The 21,074-nt window shown below is 64.9% G+C and carries 19 protein-coding genes and 1 pseudogene; 3 read left to right on the top strand and 17 right to left on the bottom strand.

Translation table 11 applies throughout. From position 1 onward, the window contains the following. Nucleotides 1–18 precede the first annotated feature (18 nt). The 14 genes from Q0653_RS13075 to Q0653_RS13140 form a co-directional block, all read right to left on the bottom strand. A complete protein-coding gene (locus Q0653_RS13075) occupies nucleotides 19–345 on the bottom strand; it encodes a hypothetical protein (RefSeq protein ID WP_298945041.1) in 327 nt (108 codons plus the stop codon). 179 nt (nucleotides 346–524) lie between these two features. Beyond that, complete coding sequence (locus tag Q0653_RS13080) at nucleotides 525–1,583, bottom strand: hypothetical protein (RefSeq protein WP_298945043.1); 1,059 nt, start codon at nucleotides 1,581–1,583, stop codon at nucleotides 525–527. Beyond that, nucleotides 1,580–2,527 (bottom strand): hypothetical protein, encoded by a 948-nt coding sequence (locus Q0653_RS13085; protein ID WP_298945045.1) that lies wholly within the window; start codon nucleotides 2,525–2,527, stop codon nucleotides 1,580–1,582. The genes Q0653_RS13080 and Q0653_RS13085 overlap by 4 nt, the downstream gene beginning before the upstream one ends. Beyond that, the gene (locus Q0653_RS13090; RefSeq protein ID WP_298945048.1) at nucleotides 2,527–3,627 is read right to left on the bottom strand and encodes a TniB family NTP-binding protein; all 1,101 of its coding nucleotides are present in this window, start codon (nucleotides 3,625–3,627) and stop codon (nucleotides 2,527–2,529) included. The genes Q0653_RS13085 and Q0653_RS13090 overlap by 1 nt, the downstream gene beginning before the upstream one ends. Beyond that, nucleotides 3,624–5,642: a hypothetical protein gene (locus Q0653_RS13095; protein ID WP_298945050.1), complete on the bottom strand. Its 2,019-nt coding sequence runs from the start codon at nucleotides 5,640–5,642 to the stop codon at nucleotides 3,624–3,626. The genes Q0653_RS13090 and Q0653_RS13095 overlap by 4 nt, the downstream gene beginning before the upstream one ends. Next, a complete protein-coding gene (locus Q0653_RS13100; protein ID WP_298742182.1) occupies nucleotides 5,639–6,382 on the bottom strand; it encodes a TnsA-like heteromeric transposase endonuclease subunit in 744 nt (247 codons plus the stop codon). The genes Q0653_RS13095 and Q0653_RS13100 overlap by 4 nt, the downstream gene beginning before the upstream one ends. Nucleotides 6,383–8,065: 1,683 nt before the next feature. Further along, the gene (locus Q0653_RS13105; protein ID WP_282837505.1) at nucleotides 8,066–8,683 is read right to left on the bottom strand and encodes an ATP-binding cassette domain-containing protein; all 618 of its coding nucleotides are present in this window, start codon (nucleotides 8,681–8,683) and stop codon (nucleotides 8,066–8,068) included. Beyond that, on the bottom strand, nucleotides 8,674–9,690 hold the full coding sequence (locus Q0653_RS13110; RefSeq protein WP_298945057.1) for a peptidoglycan-binding protein: 1,017 nt from the start codon (nucleotides 9,688–9,690) through the stop codon (nucleotides 8,674–8,676). Before Q0653_RS13110 ends, Q0653_RS13105 begins: the two co-directional genes overlap by 10 nt. Before the next feature lie 77 nt (nucleotides 9,691–9,767). Beyond that, on the bottom strand, nucleotides 9,768–10,124 hold the full coding sequence (locus Q0653_RS13115) for a hypothetical protein (protein WP_298945059.1): 357 nt from the start codon (nucleotides 10,122–10,124) through the stop codon (nucleotides 9,768–9,770). Nucleotides 10,125–10,234: 110 nt separating this feature from the next. After that, entirely contained in the window at nucleotides 10,235–10,594 is a 360-nt protein-coding gene (locus Q0653_RS13120; RefSeq protein ID WP_282837502.1) for a hypothetical protein, read from the bottom strand. A gap of 318 nt (nucleotides 10,595–10,912) precedes the next feature. Continuing rightward, entirely contained in the window at nucleotides 10,913–11,977 is a 1,065-nt protein-coding gene (locus tag Q0653_RS13125; protein WP_298945061.1) for a hypothetical protein, read from the bottom strand. Next, complete coding sequence (locus tag Q0653_RS13130; protein WP_298945063.1) at nucleotides 11,974–12,963, bottom strand: TniB family NTP-binding protein; 990 nt, start codon at nucleotides 12,961–12,963, stop codon at nucleotides 11,974–11,976. Before Q0653_RS13130 ends, Q0653_RS13125 begins: the two co-directional genes overlap by 4 nt. After that, the gene (locus Q0653_RS13135; protein ID WP_298945065.1) at nucleotides 12,960–15,017 is read right to left on the bottom strand and encodes a hypothetical protein; all 2,058 of its coding nucleotides are present in this window, start codon (nucleotides 15,015–15,017) and stop codon (nucleotides 12,960–12,962) included. The genes Q0653_RS13130 and Q0653_RS13135 overlap by 4 nt, the downstream gene beginning before the upstream one ends. After that, nucleotides 14,948–15,682 carry a TnsA-like heteromeric transposase endonuclease subunit gene (locus Q0653_RS13140; protein ID WP_298945067.1) on the bottom strand — a complete coding sequence of 245 codons (735 nt, stop codon included), beginning with the start codon at nucleotides 15,680–15,682 and terminating at the stop codon, nucleotides 14,948–14,950. The genes Q0653_RS13135 and Q0653_RS13140 overlap by 70 nt, the downstream gene beginning before the upstream one ends. Nucleotides 15,683–16,116: 434 nt before the next feature. Between Q0653_RS13140 and Q0653_RS13145 the strand changes: the two genes are divergently transcribed. Beyond that, nucleotides 16,117–16,419 carry a hypothetical protein gene (locus Q0653_RS13145; RefSeq protein WP_298945069.1) on the top strand — a complete coding sequence of 101 codons (303 nt, stop codon included), beginning with the start codon at nucleotides 16,117–16,119 and terminating at the stop codon, nucleotides 16,417–16,419. Between the two features lie 8 nt (nucleotides 16,420–16,427). Here Q0653_RS13145 and Q0653_RS13150 read toward each other — a convergent pair whose 3' ends face one another. Continuing rightward, nucleotides 16,428–18,212, bottom strand: coding sequence for a DUF2207 domain-containing protein (locus Q0653_RS13150; protein ID WP_298945071.1), 1,785 nt, complete (start codon nucleotides 18,210–18,212; stop codon nucleotides 16,428–16,430). A gap of 35 nt (nucleotides 18,213–18,247) precedes the next feature. On the opposite strand from Q0653_RS13150, the gene Q0653_RS13155 reads away from it, so the two are divergent. Beyond that, the gene (locus Q0653_RS13155) at nucleotides 18,248–18,676 is read left to right on the top strand and encodes a MarR family transcriptional regulator (RefSeq protein WP_298945072.1); all 429 of its coding nucleotides are present in this window, start codon (nucleotides 18,248–18,250) and stop codon (nucleotides 18,674–18,676) included. On the opposite strand, the pseudogene Q0653_RS13160 reads toward Q0653_RS13155, so the two are convergent. Next, nucleotides 18,677–18,871 (bottom strand): annotated as a pseudogene (locus tag Q0653_RS13160) (DUF4287 domain-containing protein); the annotation flags it as partial. Nucleotides 18,872–18,897: 26 nt separating this feature from the next. Further along, complete coding sequence (locus tag Q0653_RS13165; RefSeq protein WP_298945074.1) at nucleotides 18,898–19,905, bottom strand: DUF2804 domain-containing protein; 1,008 nt, start codon at nucleotides 19,903–19,905, stop codon at nucleotides 18,898–18,900. 410 nt (nucleotides 19,906–20,315) lie between these two features. Between Q0653_RS13165 and Q0653_RS13170 the strand changes: the two genes are divergently transcribed. Then, a complete protein-coding gene (locus Q0653_RS13170; protein ID WP_298945076.1) occupies nucleotides 20,316–21,056 on the top strand; it encodes a DUF559 domain-containing protein in 741 nt (246 codons plus the stop codon). Nucleotides 21,057–21,074: the final 18 nt, after the last annotated feature.

A 21,074-nucleotide genomic window follows, 5' to 3' on the forward strand; every position in this document is an offset into this window, starting at 1 on the left:
ATCTCCCGCGTGTGGCGATCAGACGACACAGCTGGCCGAGGGGGAGCTGTAGAAAGTCCCGGTGCTGCCGTTGGTGACCAGCCAGTTCGCCCGGAAGTAGGGCGAGTACCTCCACGAGTTCCCGCCAGGGAACGTGAAGGGGGTATTCGCGGCAGTGTCGTAGTTCGTCCACGTCCCGTTGCCCGACTTGCTCGAGTCGATCTGCAACGCAGGCGTACGCGGTGACGTGCACAGGCGCGTCCCGCTCGCAGTAGCTGCCTGCGCCGGCCCCGCCCACAGCAGCACGCTTCCGAGCACCACGGCCGCGGTCGTTGCGCCGAGCAGTCCCTTCCTCTTGTTCAACATTCGTACTCCTCTCTCAGCGTTGCGCAGGTGTCAGCCCGCGCTCCACAGACGCGAGGGCGACCGGCAAGACGAGTGAGCACTTGGAGTTCGCCCAGACTCTCCAGACGGAGGGTCCTGTCGTATCTATTTCCGCAGCACGCCCCGACGTTACAGTCCCAGATCGTGGAGAAGTTGCTTGGTCACGTCAGCGCCAGTTCGTCGGCCTCCGACGCCCAGTTGCGGATGACTCCTGCTCGTGGCGAGGCCTGGCCCGTCGTCCCTGCGATGTCGGGAAGACCCCTGGGGTTGGCATGGCGGAGGAGGCACGCGCGCTGCCGGTGAGCGGCCGCCATGAGCGCCCGATTGAGTGGGCACCGCTGGTGTTTGACCTGCTTAGAGCTGCGGAGGCCGTACATGTACAGCATCGAGCGGTGGGCATGCCCGACGACGCTGACCGTGAACTCGCGCAACGCGCCATTGGCTTCGACACCGATTGCTGTCGCGATCACGGGCAGCAGGCAGTCGGTCTGAGTGAGCGCGGACGTGGTCACGTCCAGGATCGGTGTGATCGTGCGCGGCGATGTGAGCGCGTATGCCAAGCGAATGATCTCGGGGTACGCGCACAGCAGAGCGTTTTCGTAGGTGTCGAGGTGCGGGATGCCGATTCTCGCCATGCGGTCGCGGATCGGTGACGAGCCTCCTGAGCCTTGGTGCCAGGCGTGGATGAACGCTGCGGCGAGGTTCAGTTCTCCGGTGTGGAGCGCGACCCCGCGGGTCCAGAGCTGTGATCGCAGCAACTGTTCCGCGTTCTCGTAGCCCAGCATGCCGTCGACGTCGGCATGCTGGGCGCGGTGAGCCCAATGGTGGTGGGTGAGGCAGAGCGCACCGCCGCGGGCGATCGTCGTGGTGGCGAGCCCGCCGGAGCATTCCAGGCAAGCAGCGCGGGGTTCGGCGAACCGGGCGCATTTGGCGCATTTCTCCGGACGCCAGCTGCGGTGGCCGCATCTGACCCACATGCCGGCTGCCTCGAAATCGGGACGCAGCACTCCGCTCGGCAGATCTGCGAGCTGCTCGATGACGTCGACGACACGCTGATCCGCCGCAGGCCACCAGCTGCGACCGAGGCGGTCCAGGACGATTCGGCGGATATCGCGTTCGTCGCACTGGTGTGCTTGAGCAAGCCGTTTCGTGAACCCGTCGACGGTCTCCCCTTCGATGGGTTCGAGTCGAATCGGTAGCGTGCGGAGCGCGATCTTCACACCCGCGCATGCCTCGACGAGCCGCGCGGCCGCCGGGCGGAGCGCCTACGGGCGTCGGCGTGGCGGAGGAGTGTGGCTCGGACCCTCGGGGCGAGCGTCAGGATTCTCCTACCGAGTTCATTGAGGCCCGAGGATCGGCCGCACCGAAACCGCATGGGTCGGTCGAGACCGATAACGGTTTCGCGGCCTTCGGCGCGAAAGGAAGCGCGGACAGCGTCGACGTCGTGCGACGTGCCCGTGGTCACCGCGTTCACGGCTGCTTCTACGAGTGCGGCGACCTGAATCGGTCCCACATTCGTGTTCGCGAGGAATCGCTCCGCCCACGGCTCTGTTGTCAGCGCGACGAGGCGCACCGCTTCGGGATAGTGGCGCTCAAGCGCCGTTTGATGAGATTCGTCCTCCTGTCCGAGATCGGTGCCGCGAAGGAGGGCCGTGGCGAGTTCCAGTTCGCCTGTGTCGGGGCCGATGCCGCGTTCCCAGAGAGTGCCTGTGAGGCATCGTTCGGCTCGAATGAAGTCGGCGCTTCGGGTGAGGTCCCGGTCGGCGCCCGCGTAGTGCCATCGGCGGTGTCGCACACACACCGCTCCGGTCCGGGTGTGCACTTCGACGGGTTCGCCGCCGGTGCAGCGTCTGCATTTCGTGACCGCGGACGGCAGAGGCGCGCAGGTCGGGCAGTTGCTGTGTCGCCAGTCGGCGTGGATGCAACGGACGAACAGTCGGTCAGAGCTGCGGCCGTCGAAGAACCCGGGCGGGAGGTCGGCGAGTTCTTCGACCAGCCGCGGCACGAGCTCAGGTGTCGTGCGCAGCGGAAGCCGCGGGTGAGCGTGACGGATCGACGTCCATAGTTCCCCGGTCGGCACGGCGTTGCGGTCGGCGAGTCTACGGTAGACGCTGCTGACGGTTTCTCCCGCGAACGGTTCGACGAGCACGGGAAGCTTCCTCATCACTTGTCTCGAGCGGGGCGGCCTCGTTTGGGTCGCGGTGACGGCAGCCGTGCTTCCTCCTCGATCCAGCCTTCCGCCTCACGGATTTTCGCCAGTGATGCGAGCACGTTGTCGAGGTCGAGGCGTTCGGTATGTTGCTCGATGGCGCGGCGCGCGCCGCGGCGGACGGCTCTGGCGACGCGGCCGATGGAACCGCGGGACAGGTCGCGGAGCTCAGCAGCGACGGTAAGGATCTCCGTGTCGGGTTGGGAGATCAGGCACAGGGAGTCCTCGAGGTCGACGAGGATGCGTCCCCACACCGCGGCATCCGTGGTCTCGCCGGTCCCGTAGGTGTCGAACTTGACCAGCTCGAATCGAGCCATGATCTGTTCACCGCGGGAGCCCCAGAACAGGCCGTTGCGGGCGACATCGACTCCGGCGTAGACCATCGTCCCGGGACACCTCTCGGACAGTTCTTTGAGAGCGTCGGCGACTTGCTCGTTGCCGCGGTAGTGCAGGTCCAGCCGGTGGATGTCGTCGATGATCACGAGTTCCGTGCGGCATTCGCGCATCACATGGCTCACGCGACTGAGGAGGACCTCGTAGTTCGCGTTGCGGGAGTAGGGGATGGCGTAGAAGTCGGCGAGCTTGGTGATCATTGTCTTCGCCGTCGCATGCGTGGGTACAGGCACGTACGCGACGGGGATTAGGTTGCGCCGCGTGCTGCCAGCGCGTTGCCGGCGGGCTCGCTCGAATGCGCGCCCGAACTCCTGGACGGCGGTGGTCTTCCCGAGACCTGGCCGGCCGGAGATGATTACCCCGGACTTGCTGGCGTCCGGGGAGCGGTTGTCCGCCATAGCATGGCGGATCGCGACCGCGACCTGCCGCAGCGATGGGGTTGCGACCCGGGCGCCGAGGGTCATGTACCGTTCGCGGGCGATGTTGAACAGTGCACGCCCTGAGGAGTCCATCGCGTCGTACTCGGTCAGTGTGATCCGGAGCGGCCGTTGGGCGACGAACTCGACGAACTCGCGCCACCCTTCCTTGGTCGCATAGTCGAAGTCGGTCGACGGGGCGTCGAAGTCGAAGTCGCCCAGCAGGTCATCGAACACGGCGCTCACGCCTCATCCGGCGACCGGGTCATCCCGAACGGTGCCGCGACCGGCCACGCTGGCTTCGCGGCGACCGAGTCGGTCTCCTTGTCCCCGACGTCACCAGCAGCCGAAAGCTCGCCGCCCGGCGGGGCCGCCAGTGCGATGTGAGGGAGCTGGTTGGTGATCGCCAGCGGATCCATCCGTGCGCTTACAGCACGCTTCTTCTGCCGCCTCGTCGGCATGGCGTTGCCCTTGTACATGAACCGGCGCATCACTTCGTTGAGGTCGTCGGTGCTCGGCTCGCTTTCGCCGCGGGCGGCTGCTTGGGCGCGGGCGACCCGCCACACTTCGTCGGCCATCGGAGCTCCGCTGTACGGGGATCGCCAGTCGAGCGGGAGGAACTGGTCGCCGAGTTCCAGCCATACCGTCATCGGGTTGTAGGGGTCGACGTGGAACGGCCACTTGCCCTGCTGCCGATGATGCGGCGACCGCTTCTTCCGCAGCGGGCCGAGTTCTGTGGAGTCGTAGACGCGCAGGTCGATGTCGACGCCGTAGTGGTTGATTACACGCCACTCGGTGGGGAGAAGCGCGATGTACTTCTCGGCCGTCAGCGGCACCTGCAACTCTGGCGCGATCTCCCGGTACGCGGCGACCATCTGGTTCGGCGTCAGCATCAGCCGAGGATTGCGGGGGTCGCGCAGCGCCTTATGGGGTCGGTTCTGCCAGGTCACTGCAACCCAGTCTTCGAACAGCTCCTGCAGTTGCTCGAGGGTGAGCAGCTGGCTCGTCGCAATGATCTCGTCGCCGCGCATGTCGGTGCTCTGCCCGAGGAACGCGATCGCGTACTGGGTGAACATGTCCTTGACGGTGCGGAACATCCGCTCGATCTTCGCCTTCTGCGTCGGCGAGTACTCGGCGTTGACGGTGAGTGATATCCCCAACGTCCGGCACGCATCCGAGAAGTGCCGGGACACGTACGACGCGCCACGGTCGGTCGTGATCGACTCCGGGAAGACGTACGGCTGCGCGTCCCGCATCGCCTCGAACCGCTCGATCATGAGCCCGTCCGTGCCGGTCCATGCCTCCGATACCTGACGCCGGTTCGCGCGCACCCCATCGGGGCGAGACGCATACGGCACGAGAGCGCGAGCGAGGACCACCACCAGGTCGATGCTGCGCGAGCCGACGGTGACGATCCCCGAGAGCACCGACCTGGATGCTTCGCACAGCAACAGGGTGAGATCGGGGCGGACAGTTTCACCGTCGCACTCGACGAGGATCTCCATCGGCGTCGTGTCGATCAGCACCTGCTCCCCGGGCCGCACCCCCGACCGCACCCCGTGCATATGATCCGGCTGATTCGCCGTGGTGCGGCGGGTACGGGCAGTCCCGAGCGTGTGCTTGCCCGCATCGAGCTCACTCAGGAGCCGGTACATCGTTGCGCGGCTCGGCATCGGCACAACGCCCTCGCCGAAGCGGTCGTCCAGCTCTCTGCGGACGAGCCAGATTAGCCGCGTCCCGGTTCCAGTCGATTTCCGCTCCTGGCCAGCCTGGACAGTCAGGATCGCGTCGATCAGGCGCTCGTCGTAGGAACGGCCTGGCATGTCGGCCAGGCCGTGGCGACGTCGATCGAGAAGACCGCTGACCCCGAACTCCTCGAGCGCGCGTTGCTGCCGCGAAACCTTGACCGGGCTGTAGTCGGTTCCGAGTCGACGATTGACGTCGTCGATGATCTGCTGCCGCGCCGCGGGCTTGGTCACGCCCGCCGCCACCAGGTCGTCGAACCGCGCGAGTTCCTCGAGCCACACGTCGACGATCTTGCGGTCGCGCGCGTCGAGGTCCTGCAGGCTCCGCAGATCCAGCAGGGAGCGGAGCGATGCCGGTGCGACAGGTTCCGCCTCATGTCGCAGATCGGCGGCGAGCACCTCCACGTCGTCTCCGTCACCATCGATGGCGCGCAAGGTCAGGTAGGTGGGTCGGATCGCGACCACCTGATGGCTTCCGCCCTGCCACCGAATGACGTCGCCCGGGTGAATGCTCATGCCGCCGCTCCGAGGTCGACGACGGTCGTCATCGACAGGGGCCGGCGCAGATCCGCCTCGGCAACTCCGCTCCACACGAGTGCATACGCGGCGCCGACACCTGAGCGGGCAACGCCACCGAGGGCCGCCGCGAGCGAGCCCAGACTCATTCGGCCGGTGAGCCTGAGCTCGGCGATGTTGACGCCCTCCAGCCACGCGGGCTCGCGGTATCGAAGCAGGAAGCGCAGGTTCGCCTGGGTGGCTCCGGGAAGTTGATCGAAGACGAGGTATGACCATCCCAGTGCGGCTGCGAGGCGCCGGGTGAGTTCGAACTTGATGCTGTCTTCGGGCTTGATCAGTTCGACCGGCTTCACGTCGACGAGCAGCGCACTCCCATCGGAGCGGCGCACGAAGTAGTCGGGCGCGTGTGAGCGCTTCGGTGACCGCCAGCGGATCCACATCGGCTGGCTCGCCACCCCGACGACATCCCCCGTCCGGTCCAGCGAGGTCAGGAACGAACGCTCCCAGAACGACTCGAACGGTACGTGCCGGCCCGTCGAGGCCATCCACAGCTTGCCCTCGAAGTTCCGCTTGCCCGGCCACGACGGGAACTCCCGTACCGGATCCGCATCCTCGAACTTCACGCGCGCCGCGTCGACGGGATCCGCGTGCTGGAGGAGGCCGTGTCTGGAAAACTCGATCGTGCCCGCGAGAGCGTTGGTCCCGTCAATCGCGGCGAGCCAGTCTTGGGTCAAGGTCACGGAGAACTCTCCCTTCCGGAGAATCCCGCACCCGATCAGAGCGCTCCCATGGAACCTCCCGGCTTGCCCGCAAGCTACTCCCGACGCGAAGTGGTGCCGCGCGGCACGCCGTCTTCATGACAACTGGAGTGAGAATCAGACAACTGGAGTGAGACGACTCGACAGGTCCGTGAGAATCGGACAACTGGAGTGAGACTGTCCGATGACAGCGATTCTGTAGTTTTTGCCAGTGATGTTGTGGTCGGTTACCGCGTGTTCTCGGATGCTCCCGTGAGTAAGCTCGCCTCGTTGGGCGTCGCTCGTGACAACGTGCTTGTGGTTCGCCGTAGCGACACTCGCCCTGGTCAGTCTCGCTCGCGCGCCGATGGCGGCATCCCTACCGGTCGTAGACCTCGCGCCGGTGATCGAGTCTGGCTTCGATGACGATCAGCTCCTCGCCGAACAATCTCCGCCACCGGGTAGTCACCCGTGCGGACGCGTAAATTTTACTGCTAGCGGACGAGCCTCCGCACCCCCGTGCGGCCTCGCCTTGTCTTGCGGATCCGCGATCGCGTCGCGAGGGCAACCACACATCGATCGGCAGAAAACGCGGATGCGTTGTCAACGACCTGTGCTCCGCTCGCCCCGCGGGTGTTGGTCCGCAACACGCTCGTCACCGACGCTTTCCGAGCTCAACAGGCGAGACAACTGCGACCTGCAACGAAACTGGTAGCGCTGACGCGATCCAGGTTGCGCCCATTGCGACCATTGCGAACATCTGTGAAGCAGGGGACAACGCGAAAGGGGCCAGAGTGAGCGTGGTTAGGACGCCGCCGAAGGCAGCTACCCCTCCGATGAGGATGCACTCAAGCGACACAAGCGTCGCCACGGCTGAGCGAGTTGCTCCTGCAAAAACGTAAGCAGCGAGCTCAGTTCGGCGAGTTCGGATTGCGAGAGACGTAGCTACGCCGCCCAGACAACCTACGAGGATCGGAAGCCATCGCTCAGAACGCGCTAGGAAGCCACCAATCAGAGACGTTGTCTCCGCGAAGACGGGAACAGCGATGATGGGGCCGCCTTGCACGTGCAGTTGATTGAGCGCGAGCTGAAGGTCATCACCATCTGCGTTCCACTTCATCTCAATCACGCATCGAGGATCATCTACGACGTCTACCCCCAGAGGGATTGCAATTGCCGAGTTGACGTCGATGCCAGCAGGCTCTCGGAGCCCGGAGACTGCCCGAAGAACAACTCCGTCAATGACGATGTTGCTTTCTGCGCCCGAGGGATGCAGAGCAACCCCAACGACAGCTCTACCTTGATCAACTTGAGGTAACAAGGTAGGACTCACTGCGACCAGAGGAAGGGAGCTACCCAAAGGTTGCGCGTTCTTCCGGCCCCTGTCCGTGATGATTCCCGCACGAACGACGGCCGCCTCACCCGTTAGACGCTCACAGGACTCTCGCGTGATGACGACCGGCCTATCGGACGAGGACGACTGGACTGTGAAGATATTCCTCCCCTTGTCGTGCGCAGCTGCAATCTCGTGGTCGAAGTCGATCGACTGAGCGAGCAACGCCAAGACAACAAACGTGGACGACAGAAGTGCGGCGGCCGCGTAAGGAAAAAGCCGCGAGCGGCGTCCGAAAACGTTCTTCATGGCCTCGCGCACCAAGTGCGACACTCGCCATCCAGTTCGATGACTCACGAGACACCGAGATCCAAGATCTGATCGCATCGTTCTATCAGAAGTGGGTCATGCGTGGCGACGATCACAAGTCGATCGCTGGGCATGTTTCTCAGAATGTTCGCGACCGTGCCCGCAGATTTTCGGTCGAGGCTGGCCGTGGGTTCGTCGGCAAGGATAATCGGTCGCGGCGCACATATTGCACGTGCCAGCGCTACGCGCTGTGCTTCGCCCCCGGACAGGTTGGACGCGAGATCGCGGCCGCGATCTTCGAGTCCAACCTTTTCCAGGGCGCGCAACGCAGTGAATTTCGCGACAGCAAGCTCGAGCCCCACTGACAGTGCGCCCAGCGCCACGTTGTCTAGCACTGTTCGGTCCGGAAGTAGGTATGCGCCTTGTGGCACCCATGAAATATCCGACATCGTTGGTGGGCCAAGACGACCACCGTCGCGATACTCCACTTTTCCCGTCGCCGGCTGCAGGAAACCAGCGATGATCGATAGGAGTGTGGACTTACCGCTGCCAGATGGGCCGATAATCCCGCTGATCGCCCCCGACTGAAACGTCGCGTGCCCGACCTTCAGCACGACTCGACCACCGAACATCGCGGTTATGTCCTCGACCGCTACTTGCATTGGGCGAGAATTTTCTCTGCCGCACGAGACACGTCGGCTAGTACATTCAATCCAACAAGTTCGCTTGGAACGAGAACGGTGCCGATTTCGCCGGTTGCGTCCCGGACAATCGTCAGGGACTCAACGGTTTCGTCATCCGAGACAGCACAGAACTGTCCTTCCGCTCCCACGTACACCGCAGAAGATGGCAGCGCTCCCCACCGGCTCGGGTTCTCCAACGAGATCTTTGCGTCGGAGTATCGCCTAATCTGTCCCCCATCAATCAACTCACCGCTCATTGATAGCGCGGCGAGGCCCTGTGCGATCCCTGCTACAGCCTCTCCCTCGAGAGACGTGCCATCAACCGTGAACGTCGTCCCGGCGATCTCAAGCGAAAGAGGCCCACCCGAGAACGGCGGAAGGGGTCTCAGATCCACACCGACTATCTCGGCTCTCAGCACGGGCGGTGCCCCTCTGACGATCTCCGCTCCCGGCGCGACCTGATCCCCGAGCTGGATCGACACGGTACCAACAGTGAAGTCGGGACCTACGTACAAGACGAATTCAGGTCGAAATACTCCGTCGACCGGGTAGCCGAGCGTCCGCTGAAACTCTCGAACCGCCCTGTCGAGCTGAGGACCAAAGTTGTCGTCGACGTAGCCTGGATCCAGTAGACCCATCGCGCTGAGGAACGTTGCTAGTGCCGCAACGTCCGGTCCCCGATCTCCCCTCGATAGTGCTCGGTAGAGAGGAAGTGGTTGGGAGTATGCGATGAGTGTCCCGCCGTTGATTGAGGCAATGTGATCGCCTTCAGTGAGGGGATCTCCTGGCATCACGTCGACCGTGGTTATCGTTCCTCCCGCACCTCCCGATGCTACAAAGGCCGACCCGTAGTAGACATCGACGACTGCCTCGCGTACCTCGGCATCCATCCGCTCCCCGACGGTTACGTAATCGATTCGAGGTGCCGATACAGCCTCGCTCTCGAGCCCCGCCCCTACAGCCCACGTGCCTCCGGCGATCGCCACCGGTATCGCCCACAGTCCGATGCATGCGACGACGAAGAAGAGAACCGAACGAGGTTTGCGACCTTTCCGTTCTACCCTCACGAGTAGGCGGAGCAGGCGCTCGGGTCGTTGCCAGAATCAGAGAGTTGTTTGGTCATCTCGTCATACGACTCTCCTGGAGTGATACCGAGTCCCTCGAGACAGGTACGCAGTATGCGAGCGGACTCGGAAGTATCGATGTGGGCAATCTGCCAGGTCGCATCGACCTCCGCGAATTCTTCGTCGTAGCAGTTTGCATCCACGCCTGACTCGACTGCTCCACCGGGAACGGAGAACTGGATCGTCTGGTTCTCTTCAGCGTGAACTACCAACTTGTAGCCCGCGTCTTCAAGACAGGAACTGTAGGCACGAAACGCTGCTTGATACTCGTCGTAGCTAACCTCGCCGTCCGACAAGGCTGGATGACCCTGATCGGCGGTGGTACCGACGTTCGAACCACTAGCCCCACAGCCGGTCAAGGATGCCGCGAGAAGGAGAGCGCTGGCTACCACCAACAACCGGCGCATTACGAGTTAAAGTTGATATCTGAGTTGGCGCCGCGCCTAGCGAGATGATTGCCGCCAAGAACGGTGTTGCCGGGGTTGCCCGCGTAAACGGAGCTATACCCGTATTGCCAGGAGGTGTAGTACGTCGGCGAACCTGCATACAGCCTGTAGAAGATACGTACCCCGAGTTGACCACAAGTGCCCGAATACGAGGTCCATGTTTGAGCACTTCCGGTGGCAGAGCTGTTGCCATAGACCGCTTCAACAGAAGAGCAACCCGCTGATGAGCTACCCAATGCGGTGGCCGGACCGGCCGACCCGACCGACACGGCCACGGCCGCCATCACTGCCAGTACTGCGCCTGACTTCTTGAACTTCATCTCATTCTCCTTTGAATTTGAAGCTGTTCGGGTCAGCCTTTGGTGCGTCGATCCTATCTGGCGCTGGCTCGGGGAGCCACTGCCGTCCTGATGAAGAGTCGCCATTCAAGCCCTCTCCTCCGTCGGCGCTCTCACTCGTCGATGATCCGGATCTCGTGTTGGGAGCGAGCCTGGTCCCACTCAGACTTGCTCAGCAGACCGGGGTGGCGAACAAGACCCAGGAGCCGTTCAGCGTCCCAATCGACAAGGAAGCTAGCGCCGGCGCAGAGTTGGGCGATTGATGGCCACCACGCACACGCGGCGGCCGAGATCCGGGCACTACGCGTCGACGAGATCAGGCAGCGGCTTGCGGCGGCCCAGCACGCGATTCGACGGGACCGCAAACCCGGGCTCATAGGGGAGGATTTGAATCCTGACGGTGCTGAGGTGTCGGAGTAGGCAGCTTCGGTGCCTCTGGGACGATGCGACGAGTGACTTCTCGAGGGTCGCGGGGCGGTTGTTGCTCGCGTTCTGGCGCATGCCGAACGCGGTCTCCACAGCCATCTTCCCTCGCGCCACGATCTGTTCCGCGATCTGATGAAGGCGTGAAGTCGTGCAGCCGCTCATGACGGTGACAACCGCGGCCTCAAGAGCCCAGACCTGCTCCGCAAGGCTGAACCGAGGGCTGAGCAGGTAGCTCGCGAAGGACAGGTCGGTGAGGATCGTGGTCAGGCGCACGATCTCGGGGTAGGCCGCGAGGAAGACGCTGTCGGCATCGAGCGAGTTGATTCCGATCGTTGCCATTCGATCGGCGATTCTCCCGTCGAGGCGCTCCTCGATCGACCAATACCGAACGAGAGAAGCGGCCAATTGCAGCTCGCCGGTGGTGAGTCCGATGCCGCGCTTCCACAGCGTGCCCGACAGGCAACGCTCGGCATGGGCGAACTCCGGGAACCCCGCGAGGTCGACATCGGCGCCGTCAAGATGCCAGCGCCGGTGGCGGTTGCAGACAGCGCCACCCCTGCTTTGCACCAAGGTCTGCTCCCCTCTCGCGCACCGCCGACACGCGTTCCTGGCGGCCTGCGCGTATCCGCACCGTTTGCAGAGCGTCGGTTGCCAGGCGTAGTGCTGGCAACGGACATACATCGCGTTCTTGCGGGCATCGTTCTCGAAGTGCCCGGGCTTGAGGCCGCCGAGCCGCTCCGCCCACTTCGCAGCGCGCTCGAGGTTGGGGTGCGAGGGTGACAGCCCAGCGAGGTCGGTGACGTGCAGGCGAAGTTCGCGGGGAGTGAGGGCGTTCGCGGTGGCGAGCCTGCCGAGGAATCCGGTGATGGTTTCGGCGGGGAGGGGCTGCACCATCACTGGTAGCGGGCGCACGTTCCCGGCCGGCGTCGGCGTCTTCATGTTGACACGGGCACCTTGTCAGCGGCGGCGGCCGGGACGGTGCCGAAGACGGTGTCCAGGTCGAGGCGTTCGGTGCCGTTGTCGATGGCTTCCATCGCGAGCATGTGCACCATCCCGGTGAGATCGCCGATCACGCCGCCCGTCGTAGCGTGGAGGTGACTGGCGTGGCGCAGGATCGCCTCGGGATGCTGGTCGATGAGACCGAGCGAACTCTCGACCGCGACGAGCAGATCGGCCCATCCCGCTTTGCCTCTGCCGGTGTTCTCAAATTTGTGCAGGTTCAGGATGTCGAATCGGCTGCTGATCTGCCGTCCACGGGTACCGTCCAGCAGCCCGCTTGCTTCGACATCTACTCCGGCGTAGACGAACGTGCCGGGGCACTTCTCCGACAGCTGTTTGAGCGTGTCGGATGCCTCGCCCATCTGCTTGTACTTCTGGTTGATGTTGTGGATCTCGTCGACGATGATCAGCTCGGTCCCGCACGCGGCAATCACGCTGGCAACGGTGTTCATCAGCTCTCCCGTGTTGTAGTGCGCGCGCACGGGGAGTCCAAGGAAGTGGGCGAACTCTCCGAGCATCAGTTTCGGTGTGCACGACGGCGGCACCGACACGTAGATCACCGGGATCGAGTTACCACCACCGGCCCGCCCGATGTCACGTCGGCGACGCTCAAACCGTCGAGCAATATGCGAGACCGTCGTGGTCTTACCGATATTCGGCTCCCCCGACACGATCACGCCGAGCTTGCCGTGGGACTTGTATTGGTTGAGCATCAGCCGTCTGAGGATCTCCCTTTCTATCGCCGCGAACTGAGCTGTGTTGACGACTGGGCCGCGGATCATGAACTGCTTGCGAGCTTCGCGATTCATCGCGCGGTCGCCCGGCGAGAGCGCATCCAGTTCGGCGCGGGTGGTCGGGAGCGGCTTGTCCAACGTCTCGCTGACGAACGCGGACCACCCCTCGCGCGTACTGATGGCCTGAGTCATGTCAGCCGCTCCCACACTCCGTCGTCGTCAGTGAGCAGCGAGAAACCGCCACCGCGTTCCCAAATGACCTCGTCTCCGTCAGGCTCGGTCGTTGGTGTCTCTCGCGCGATCGTCTTCGACACACCTGTCATGTGCATGGGATCGCGGTCGACCTCGGCCGTGCGGACGGCGCGATTGCGCTCTTTGCCGGGCCTCACCCATTGGGCGCGCTTCATTCGGTCCGCGAGGTACGCGGCCTCTTCGCGGGTCGCTGTGTCCGTGGCCGTGTCGACAGCGTGGGCCGCTTGCCAGATCTCGCCGCCCATCGGCTCGTCGAGGAGGTCGCCAACACACCGGAAGGGCACGAACTCTTCACCGTGCTCCACCCACACGAACAGCGGATTGTGCGGGTCGAAGCGGATCACGCAAAGTCGAGTAGCGCCCTCTCCGCCCGCTCCAGCAGCACGAAGCTCGGTGAGGCGGTTCGAGCGATAGACGCGCCGCGCGTGATTGATCCCGTAGTCCTGCAACGTGCAGGTCTTGGCAGGAAGGAATCCGATGAACTCGTCCAAGCCGAACGGGATGTGCAGCTCGGGTGCGATGCGCCGATAGGCGCGGAACATCTCGTTCGGTGTGAGCGCCCGCCCCGGGAGCATCGAATCGGACAGACCGGCGTGCGGTCGGTTCTGCCACTCGATCGCGATCCAGTCCTCGAGCAGCTCCTGTAGCTGGTTGAGGGCAAGTGCCCTATCGGTCGGTTCGCCTCGACCGCGACGCTCGACACTGCCACCGGTGAAGCCCTCCAAGTACTGCACGAAACCGTCCTTGATCGCGTCGAATCCGCTCTCGACATGCGGTTTGTCGGTGCCGGTCTCGTGCGCCGCGTGGATGAGCGAGATACCGGCTCGCTCACAGCCCCGGCGGAATGCCTCGGAACGGTAGATCTTGCCGTTGTCGGTCGTGATCGTCTCGGGGAAGATGTACGGCTGCGCGAGCCGGTGGTGGTCCAGTCGCTCCTGGTCGATCATGAACCGCCCAGTCCATGTCGCCGCAACACGCTCGCGCTGCTCCCGCGCGCCTGGCGGCCGCAGCTCGTAGGGTGTCAGCGCCCGCGCGAGCACGCCCGCGAGATCCGCCGAATTCGTCGCGACGGCTCGCACGACTCCCGCGAGGATGGAGCGGCACGAGACGTCGTGGATGACCGTCAGCTCCGCACGGTTCAGGCGACCGTCCAGCAGCCGCGATGGCACGTCGATCACCGTGGAATCGATCTGCACATGCTCCCCCGGTCGAAGCGAACCGTGCACACCGAACGCCCTACCGGGTTTGTTGGCGGACGACTGACGTGACTTCGCAGAGCCGTTCAGCTTTCGTGCCGTGGGATGCGCCGCGACCATCCGGTACAGCGTGCGCTGACTAGGAATGTCGATCGCGTCGCCGTAGTCCTCCTCCAGCATCCATCGCAGCCGATCTAAGGTCCGGCTCGTCGTCCCCGATGATCGCGTCGTCCCCTTCTCGCCGAGCTCGCTCAGCGCCATGCCAATACGGACGTCGATGTCTCGCTTGCCTCGGTTGAGGTGCCGCGCGTCCACAAGCCCGAGGACCCCTTCCGCGCAATACCGGTGGAACTTGCGGCGGACGGTTTCCAACGAGGTCACGGAAGTTAGGGTTGACATAGCCGTGCGCACGTCTTCGAAGTACATCTTCGCCGGCTGCCCGTTTTCGACGGCGGCTTTGACCACGGCCAACTGCTCGGCCCACGCATCGACAATGCGTCTCTCGTCATCGTCGAGGCCGTCCAGGACGCGGGCCGCCGATCCGGTCGCCGACGCGGTGCGGTCCGCATGCCAGGTGACGTTCGGCAACCTGACCAGTTCATCGGCGTCGACCATCCGCGTGAAGTCAGCCTCCAGAGAGCGGAGAGTGACGTGCCGGTAGTCAGCGGCGATGATCACAAACCGCTCCTCGTCCCAGGTCAGCGTCACACCGATGCCGACCCGCACGATCACGCCGCCTTCGCGACCGTCGTCAACGACAAACGCCGCGACGAGTCGAAGATCAGATCCCGCCACCACAGCGCGGAGTAGACGGCGCCCAGCGGCTGCGCCGATACGCCCTCCAACAAGCTCGCCCACTCCGACAACCGCGCGGACTCGCCGGAGTGGGCACGCATCACATCCACACTCGCCGAATCGCGCCACCGGTCATACCGGTAACCAGACAGGAATCGAAGATTGCGGCCCTCGCTCTCACTGATGTCATGCACGACGAAGTAGTCCCACCCCAGCTCGCCACACAGGGCCGAGGTCCAATCGAATGCTTCGACGTCATCCGGCTTGATGCGCAGCAGAGGCTTCACATCGATTACCGCGGCCGATCCATTGCAGAAGCGGACGAAGAAGTCGGGCGCGTGGCGTCGAGGCGTTCCCGCCCAGTCGATCCACATCGGCTGAGACGAGATGGCCGCGACAGCGGGGTCGCGGTCCATCTGCATGAGGGCGACGCGTTCATACAAGGACTCGAACCAGACGTGCCCGCCGGTCGTGGCAGCCCAGTACTGGCCCGTGTAGTTCTTCTTGTGCTTCCACGACTTCGGGGTCCGAACCTTGTCGACCGTCTCGAACGGCACATCGACTACGTCAACAGAATCCCGGCGATGATCCACGCCCCGAACGACGTACTCGATCTGCGCGTGCGGGGCGTTCACCGTAGCCGCGGGTTCCCAGCGCTTCAACGTCATCTGCTCTCCGATCTCGACGAGATGTTCAGTTGGAGAGTCCTCTGACGCCGCCAGAGTACGACCGACCAGACACGCAGGCGGCGAGACACGCCCGCGGTCGGACGAGGAGCCCGCAGAAACTACAGATGGGTTGGCGGAAACTACAGGTCGGTTATCACGACCACAGAATCGATGGCAGAAACTACAGATGGGTTGTCATCGGACAGAGACACGACAGTTTGTGCAGAATCACGAAAAGGTAACGGAAAACTCTTGTGCATCGTTATCTTTCCGTTATAGAGTGCTCGCACGGTAGTTGTTTTGCTGTGGCAACTACCTCATGTGATTGCAGGACACTCTTGGTGCAAGGGACAAGGCCCGGTCAGAAGCCTCTCTGACCGGGCCTTACTTTGTTCCATGTCCTGCCCGCCGCCGGAGCGTGATGGAATGAATCCATGGCCGACACCGCGATCTCGCTGACCCTCGACGGCACTCCCGATCTGCCGAGCACCGTCCTGCAGTCGCTCTACCGCATCACCGGGCGGTCCACCGTGGAGCTGCGTCGCAGCGTCCAACGCCGCGAACCGCTCTTCTCCGCCACGCTCTTCGGCATCGACCACATCGACGCCGTCCCGCGGCTGGAGAAGACCGTCGCTCACCTGACGGACATCGGACTGCCTTTCACCGTCCAGGAGCATGTCGACGGTAGCCCCGAGGAGATCAGTCTCGAGACGCTGCGGGAGATCCTCGAGGGATAACGGGCACGTCAGACGCCGCCGCCACCTCCGCCTCCCCCGCCGCCGCCGGCAGAGCCGCCACCACTCGATCCACCCGATGTCGACGACGACGACATGGCGGCCGATGACAGCGAGCCGATACCCGACGAGAACGACGACGCGTCGAAGGCACCCACCCCGTAATACCAGGACGGGCCCGGCGCACCAACCGCCGTGTAGAGCACGGCCAGCTGCGTCGACCACTCCTTCTCCTGGCCGAACACGACGGCGTAGGGCAACAGCTTCTCGTACAGCTGGAGCTTTTGCCGGGGATCGTTGACATCGACCGCGACGCGCTCGGCACCATCGGGCGACTGCAACATCCGAATGCGGTCAGCCTCGGCCCAGGCGATGAATTCCTCGAGCCCGCGCAGGTGATCACGCGCTTCGGCGCCCGCTGCGCTCAGCGGCTTGCGCACGCACATCACCACGATCGCGATGAAGAGCAGCGCGGCGAGGCCCATGACCGCGAACGGCACGGCGGGCCGCACGTTCACGCCGATCGCCGCCATCCCGAGCGCCAGCACCGCCAGCAGCCCGATGCCCCCGACGATCATCGGCGCCGCCCGGGTCGCACCGGGAACGGTCCGGCGCAGACCGCGGCCCTGCAGCTCTGCCTCGGCCGCGGCGAGGATCCGCTGGGCCACTCGCGAGAACCGCGTGTCTTGTTTTCCGAACTCGTACCGGTCGCCGGGCGTGCCGTTCGGGAACAGGCCGTCGAGCAGCATCCGGCCGTCGCCGTCGGCACGCGCCGGATCGATGAGCTCGGCCACGAGCTTCCCCTTGCTGTGCCAGCTCGCCTCGCCTTCGACGATGCGGATCGAACCGATCACGGCCTGCTCGAGCACCTCGGCGGGGATCGCTTTCGTCGGCTTTCCGAGCAGCACCGCGCTCTCGAGCGCGTCGATGCCCCGCGGCGGCGTGTACTCCGCAATGATCGTCGGTCGCCCCGGCTCGTCGGCCAGTCCACGTCGCCGTGCGCGCACCGCCATCCCGCCCGCTCCGACCACCGCGAGCCCGGCGATCGCCTGCACCCAGCCCATCGGCGCCGCCAGATACGACGAGTCGAAGACGGCGAACGTGTCGGGCTCGAACCCCACCGCCATCGTCAGGGTCTGATTCGGCGCGAGTCCGGCCGCCTCGGCGGTGATGACCGTGCCGCCGTCGGCATCCTGCGTCTGCGTGATCGAGGCGCACGCGTCGCCCGCATCCTGATACCCCTGATAGCAGGCCATGCGCCCGGCCAGCTCCGACGCGAGGTCAGGCGCGAGGTGCAGCCGCGCGGTGACCGCGGCGAACGGTTGCGCCCAATCGACGCCATTCACATCCCAGTAGAACTCGAGCCCCGTGTCGGGAAAGTTCCATGTGACGTTCTCCAGCGAATAGGTGATCACGAACGTCTGCCTGCCGTGCAGGTAGTCATCGGCCCGCGAGACGATCGAGACCGTGCCGTCGTCCGAGTCGATCTCCATCGGGCGGGTAGCACCGTTCTCGTCCGTCACCGACTCGATCTGCGCATTCACCGGCTGCCCGTTGTAGCTGTCCGGGAGCAACCGCCGGATGCCGCGATTCTGATCGGCATCCGGAAAGACCGCGACGATCTCTTCCACCACCGCGAGGTGGCTCGTGCCGTCGGCGTCGCGGGTGAGCGTGTAGTCGGCCGTGAACGAATCGAACGTGAAGTCATCGACGTCGCCGGTCGCAGCGGATGCCGGAACGCTCGCGCCCAGGATCATCGCGGCCAGCAGAGCGATCAGCGTGCCGAGACGTCTCATACCTCCGAGCCTATGTGCGCACTACAGTGGACGCCATGAGTGACCGCCGCCTCGCAATCTCCGCGTGGGAGAGCTTGTTCCGGGCGCAGCATCAGGTGTTCGAGGAGATCAGCGTCGATTTCTGCGAAGAGGATCTCATACAAGCGGAGTACGACGTCATGCTCACGGTCACGCGCGGTGACGGCAGCGCCGCGCGTCTCCGGGATGTCACCGCGAACATGCTGATCAGTCAGCCGAGCGTCTCGCGCCTCGTCGATCGGATGGTCGCCCGCGGCCTCATCTCGAAGTGCCCCGACCCCGAAGACGGGCGAGGAGCGATCGTGCGCGCGACCGAGCAGGGGCTGGCCGCATTCCGCCGGGTGGCCACCGCGCACGGCCGCTCGATCGCCGAGCGTATGTCGGTGTTGAGCGATGAGGAGCTCGTGCAGCTGCACGCCCTCACCGCGAAGCTGCGGTCGGAGTAGTCAGGCGCCGTCGGGCTTGGTCGCCACCCCGTCGAGCCAGAGGGTGTCCGTCGGATCGCTGTGGGCAGTGCCGGTCTCGACATGCCGTGCGGAGATCTGGGGACCCCTTGTGATGACGTGCACGAGGGCCATCGCATGCCCGCGTCCGAGTGCATAGTCATCGACGAGCCAGGCGATGATGTCACCCGCCTTGGTGCCAGCCTAGGTCTCCCGGCATCCGCTCACCAGCGATTGTGGACGTCTTCAGCGAAGCCTTCGATGCCGTCGAACGTCGTCCCCTCGAACGTCCCCGACCAGACGCCGAAGCACTGGTGAGTGCGCGAGGCGAGTGCCACGAGGTTCACCCTCGAGATCTTGTCGTAAAACGGCGTCAGGGTCGCATCCAGCGCCCCGCCGTGCACGCGCCAGGGTCGCATCGGATCGTCCACGTCGTAGTCCCAGTGGAGCGGCACCGAGATCTTGTGCAGCATCCCGTCGACGACGACACCGTTCTCGGTCGACCCGGTTCCGTCGGTCCATTTCCCGCCGACCTGGATGCCGATCGTCCGCCCTCCCGAGACTCCCGCACCCGCACCCCAGTTCCACCGGATGTCATACGGCCACCGGCCGCGGCCGTGGTCGAGCACCGCCCATGACCCCTCGGGCACGCGGTGGGTGACCCCGTCTGTGGTGACGACGCCGGATGCGGGGAGGGCCACATCCTTGACGGTGTACTGGAACCGTCGATGCGACCACGGCACGACGACCGCGAGGCACTCATGCCCGGGCGGCCGGGTGACGGTGATGTCGAAGACGGCCCCGTCGATCTCGGCGTGCAGCAGCCACACGCGACCGTCATCGGCCGGCGTGACGGTGACAGCCAGGCCGCGAGCGCGCGCGATTGCGATGCCTCCGCCGAGGGAGGCGGGCAGAGTGACATCCGTGGCGGGGAGGACCGTCGCGTTCTTGTGCCAGGAGCGACCCGTCGCGCGCTCGAAGATCCACACCTCGTGCACGCCGGCGTAGTCGAGCGACGAGATCGTGAGCGCGACGATGTGCGTCGGCGTCATGACATTCCAATACTCCCACCGCTTGTTGCGGCCCCATTCCCGCCGACCATCGATGCCGGACGTGTCGACCAGCGGCGTACGCGCGAAACCGATCGCGGCGGTGTTGAGGCGACCACTGGGCAGTGTGAGGCTCACGGGCTCGGTCAATTCGCGCTCGCTCGCGCGGAGGAGTTCGGTCATCGGCATCCTTGCTGACGTTCCGGTGTTCGGGTCCATCGATCCTATGGTGCGCGGATGCTGCCCGCTCGCGAGGCAGGCAGTGCCACCCTTCCTCCACAACGTGCGATCCCCCGCGGTTGTCCCCATTCGTGGACGCGCGGCCTCGCGCGGTGTCGTCTTGCCGCGAAAGTGTCGGGATGCCGCCACGCGCCCGATCCCTCCCTCCCACGCTCGGCGATGTGTTCACGACGGCGCGTGCGCGCGAGATGGGTGTCACGAGTCGCCGCCTTCGGGCGACAGACCTCGAGCATGCCTTCCGTGGAGTGCGAATCGCGCCCGAGGGCGACGCCGGCACCGATGGGCGCCCGTTGGCAACGGACCGCCGCAAGAGGGCAAGGGTCATCCGGCGCGCGCGGGCCTTGACTGCGGTGATGTCGCCCCACGCCTTCTTCGCAGGAGAAACGGCCGCGGCAATATACGGCGCGCCGCTGCGGCACGGATTCGACCCGGAGTCCGATCTGATCGTCGCAGTACACGCTCCGCACCGCCCGCCGCGGCGGCAGGGCGTACGGGGAATCAAAGTCGTGCCGTCGCTCGCTTCCGTCGTCGAGTACCTCGGGATGCGTGTCAGCTCCCCCGCATCCACATGGGCGATGATGCCGGAGCTGGGCGAGCGCGCGCTGATTCAGCTCGGCGACTTTCTCGTCTTCGTTCCCCGGGATGACAGAGGTAAGCCGCGCCCGGAGCACCGGCTCGCGACTATGACTCAGTTGCACAACGCCGCATCGATCCTCCGCCGTCGCGGGAGGGCAGAACTCCTGCGCGCTTTCGCGCGCGTGCGCGTCGGGAGCGCATCGCCGCTGGAGACGGATTACCGACTCGCGGCGGAGGATGCCGGACTTCCCGAGCCCGCGCTCGACGTCGAGGTGCGCGATCGCGCCGGTCGCCTCATCGGTATCAGCGATGCGGCCTACGTCTCGCAGCGCGTGATCGTAGAGATCGAAGGCGACCACCACCGCACCGATCGCGATCAGTGGGATCGAGACATCGCGAAGTACGCCGCTCTGGCCGCCGAGGGATGGGAGGTCATCCGTCTCACTGCGCGCCATGTGCGCGCGTATCCACCCGCCGGGCCCGAGCTCGTGCGCGCCGCGCTGGCCCGCCGGAGCTGACACCGGCATCCTGCGCGA

It is taken from the genome of uncultured Microbacterium sp. (assembly GCF_947488465.1).
Taxonomy (GTDB): domain Bacteria; phylum Actinomycetota; class Actinomycetes; order Actinomycetales; family Microbacteriaceae; genus Microbacterium.

Coding starts and splice junctions, on each gene's coding strand:
- Q0653_RS13075 (WP_298945041.1), bottom strand. CDS start 345: ATGTTGAACAAGAGGAAGGGACTGCTCGGCGCAACGACCGCGGCCGTG.
- Q0653_RS13085 (WP_298945045.1), bottom strand. CDS start 2,527: ATGAGGAAGCTTCCCGTGCTCGTCGAACCGTTCGCGGGAGAAACCGTC.
- Q0653_RS13095 (WP_298945050.1), bottom strand. CDS start 5,642: ATGAGCATTCACCCGGGCGACGTCATTCGGTGGCAGGGCGGAAGCCAT.
- Q0653_RS13105 (WP_282837505.1), bottom strand. CDS start 8,683: ATGCAAGTAGCGGTCGAGGACATAACCGCGATGTTCGGTGGTCGAGTC.
- Q0653_RS13120 (WP_282837502.1), bottom strand. CDS start 10,594: ATGAAGTTCAAGAAGTCAGGCGCAGTACTGGCAGTGATGGCGGCCGTG.
- Q0653_RS13125 (WP_298945061.1), bottom strand. CDS start 11,977: ATGAAGACGCCGACGCCGGCCGGGAACGTGCGCCCGCTACCAGTGATG.
- Q0653_RS13130 (WP_298945063.1), bottom strand. CDS start 12,963: ATGACTCAGGCCATCAGTACGCGCGAGGGGTGGTCCGCGTTCGTCAGC.
- Q0653_RS13140 (WP_298945067.1), bottom strand. CDS start 15,682: ATGACGTTGAAGCGCTGGGAACCCGCGGCTACGGTGAACGCCCCGCAC.
- Q0653_RS13145 (WP_298945069.1), top strand. CDS start 16,117: ATGGCCGACACCGCGATCTCGCTGACCCTCGACGGCACTCCCGATCTG.
- Q0653_RS13150 (WP_298945071.1), bottom strand. CDS start 18,212: ATGAGACGTCTCGGCACGCTGATCGCTCTGCTGGCCGCGATGATCCTG.
- Q0653_RS13155 (WP_298945072.1), top strand. CDS start 18,248: ATGAGTGACCGCCGCCTCGCAATCTCCGCGTGGGAGAGCTTGTTCCGG.
- Q0653_RS13165 (WP_298945074.1), bottom strand. CDS start 19,905: ATGACCGAACTCCTCCGCGCGAGCGAGCGCGAATTGACCGAGCCCGTG.
- Q0653_RS13170 (WP_298945076.1), top strand. CDS start 20,316: ATGTCGCCCCACGCCTTCTTCGCAGGAGAAACGGCCGCGGCAATATAC.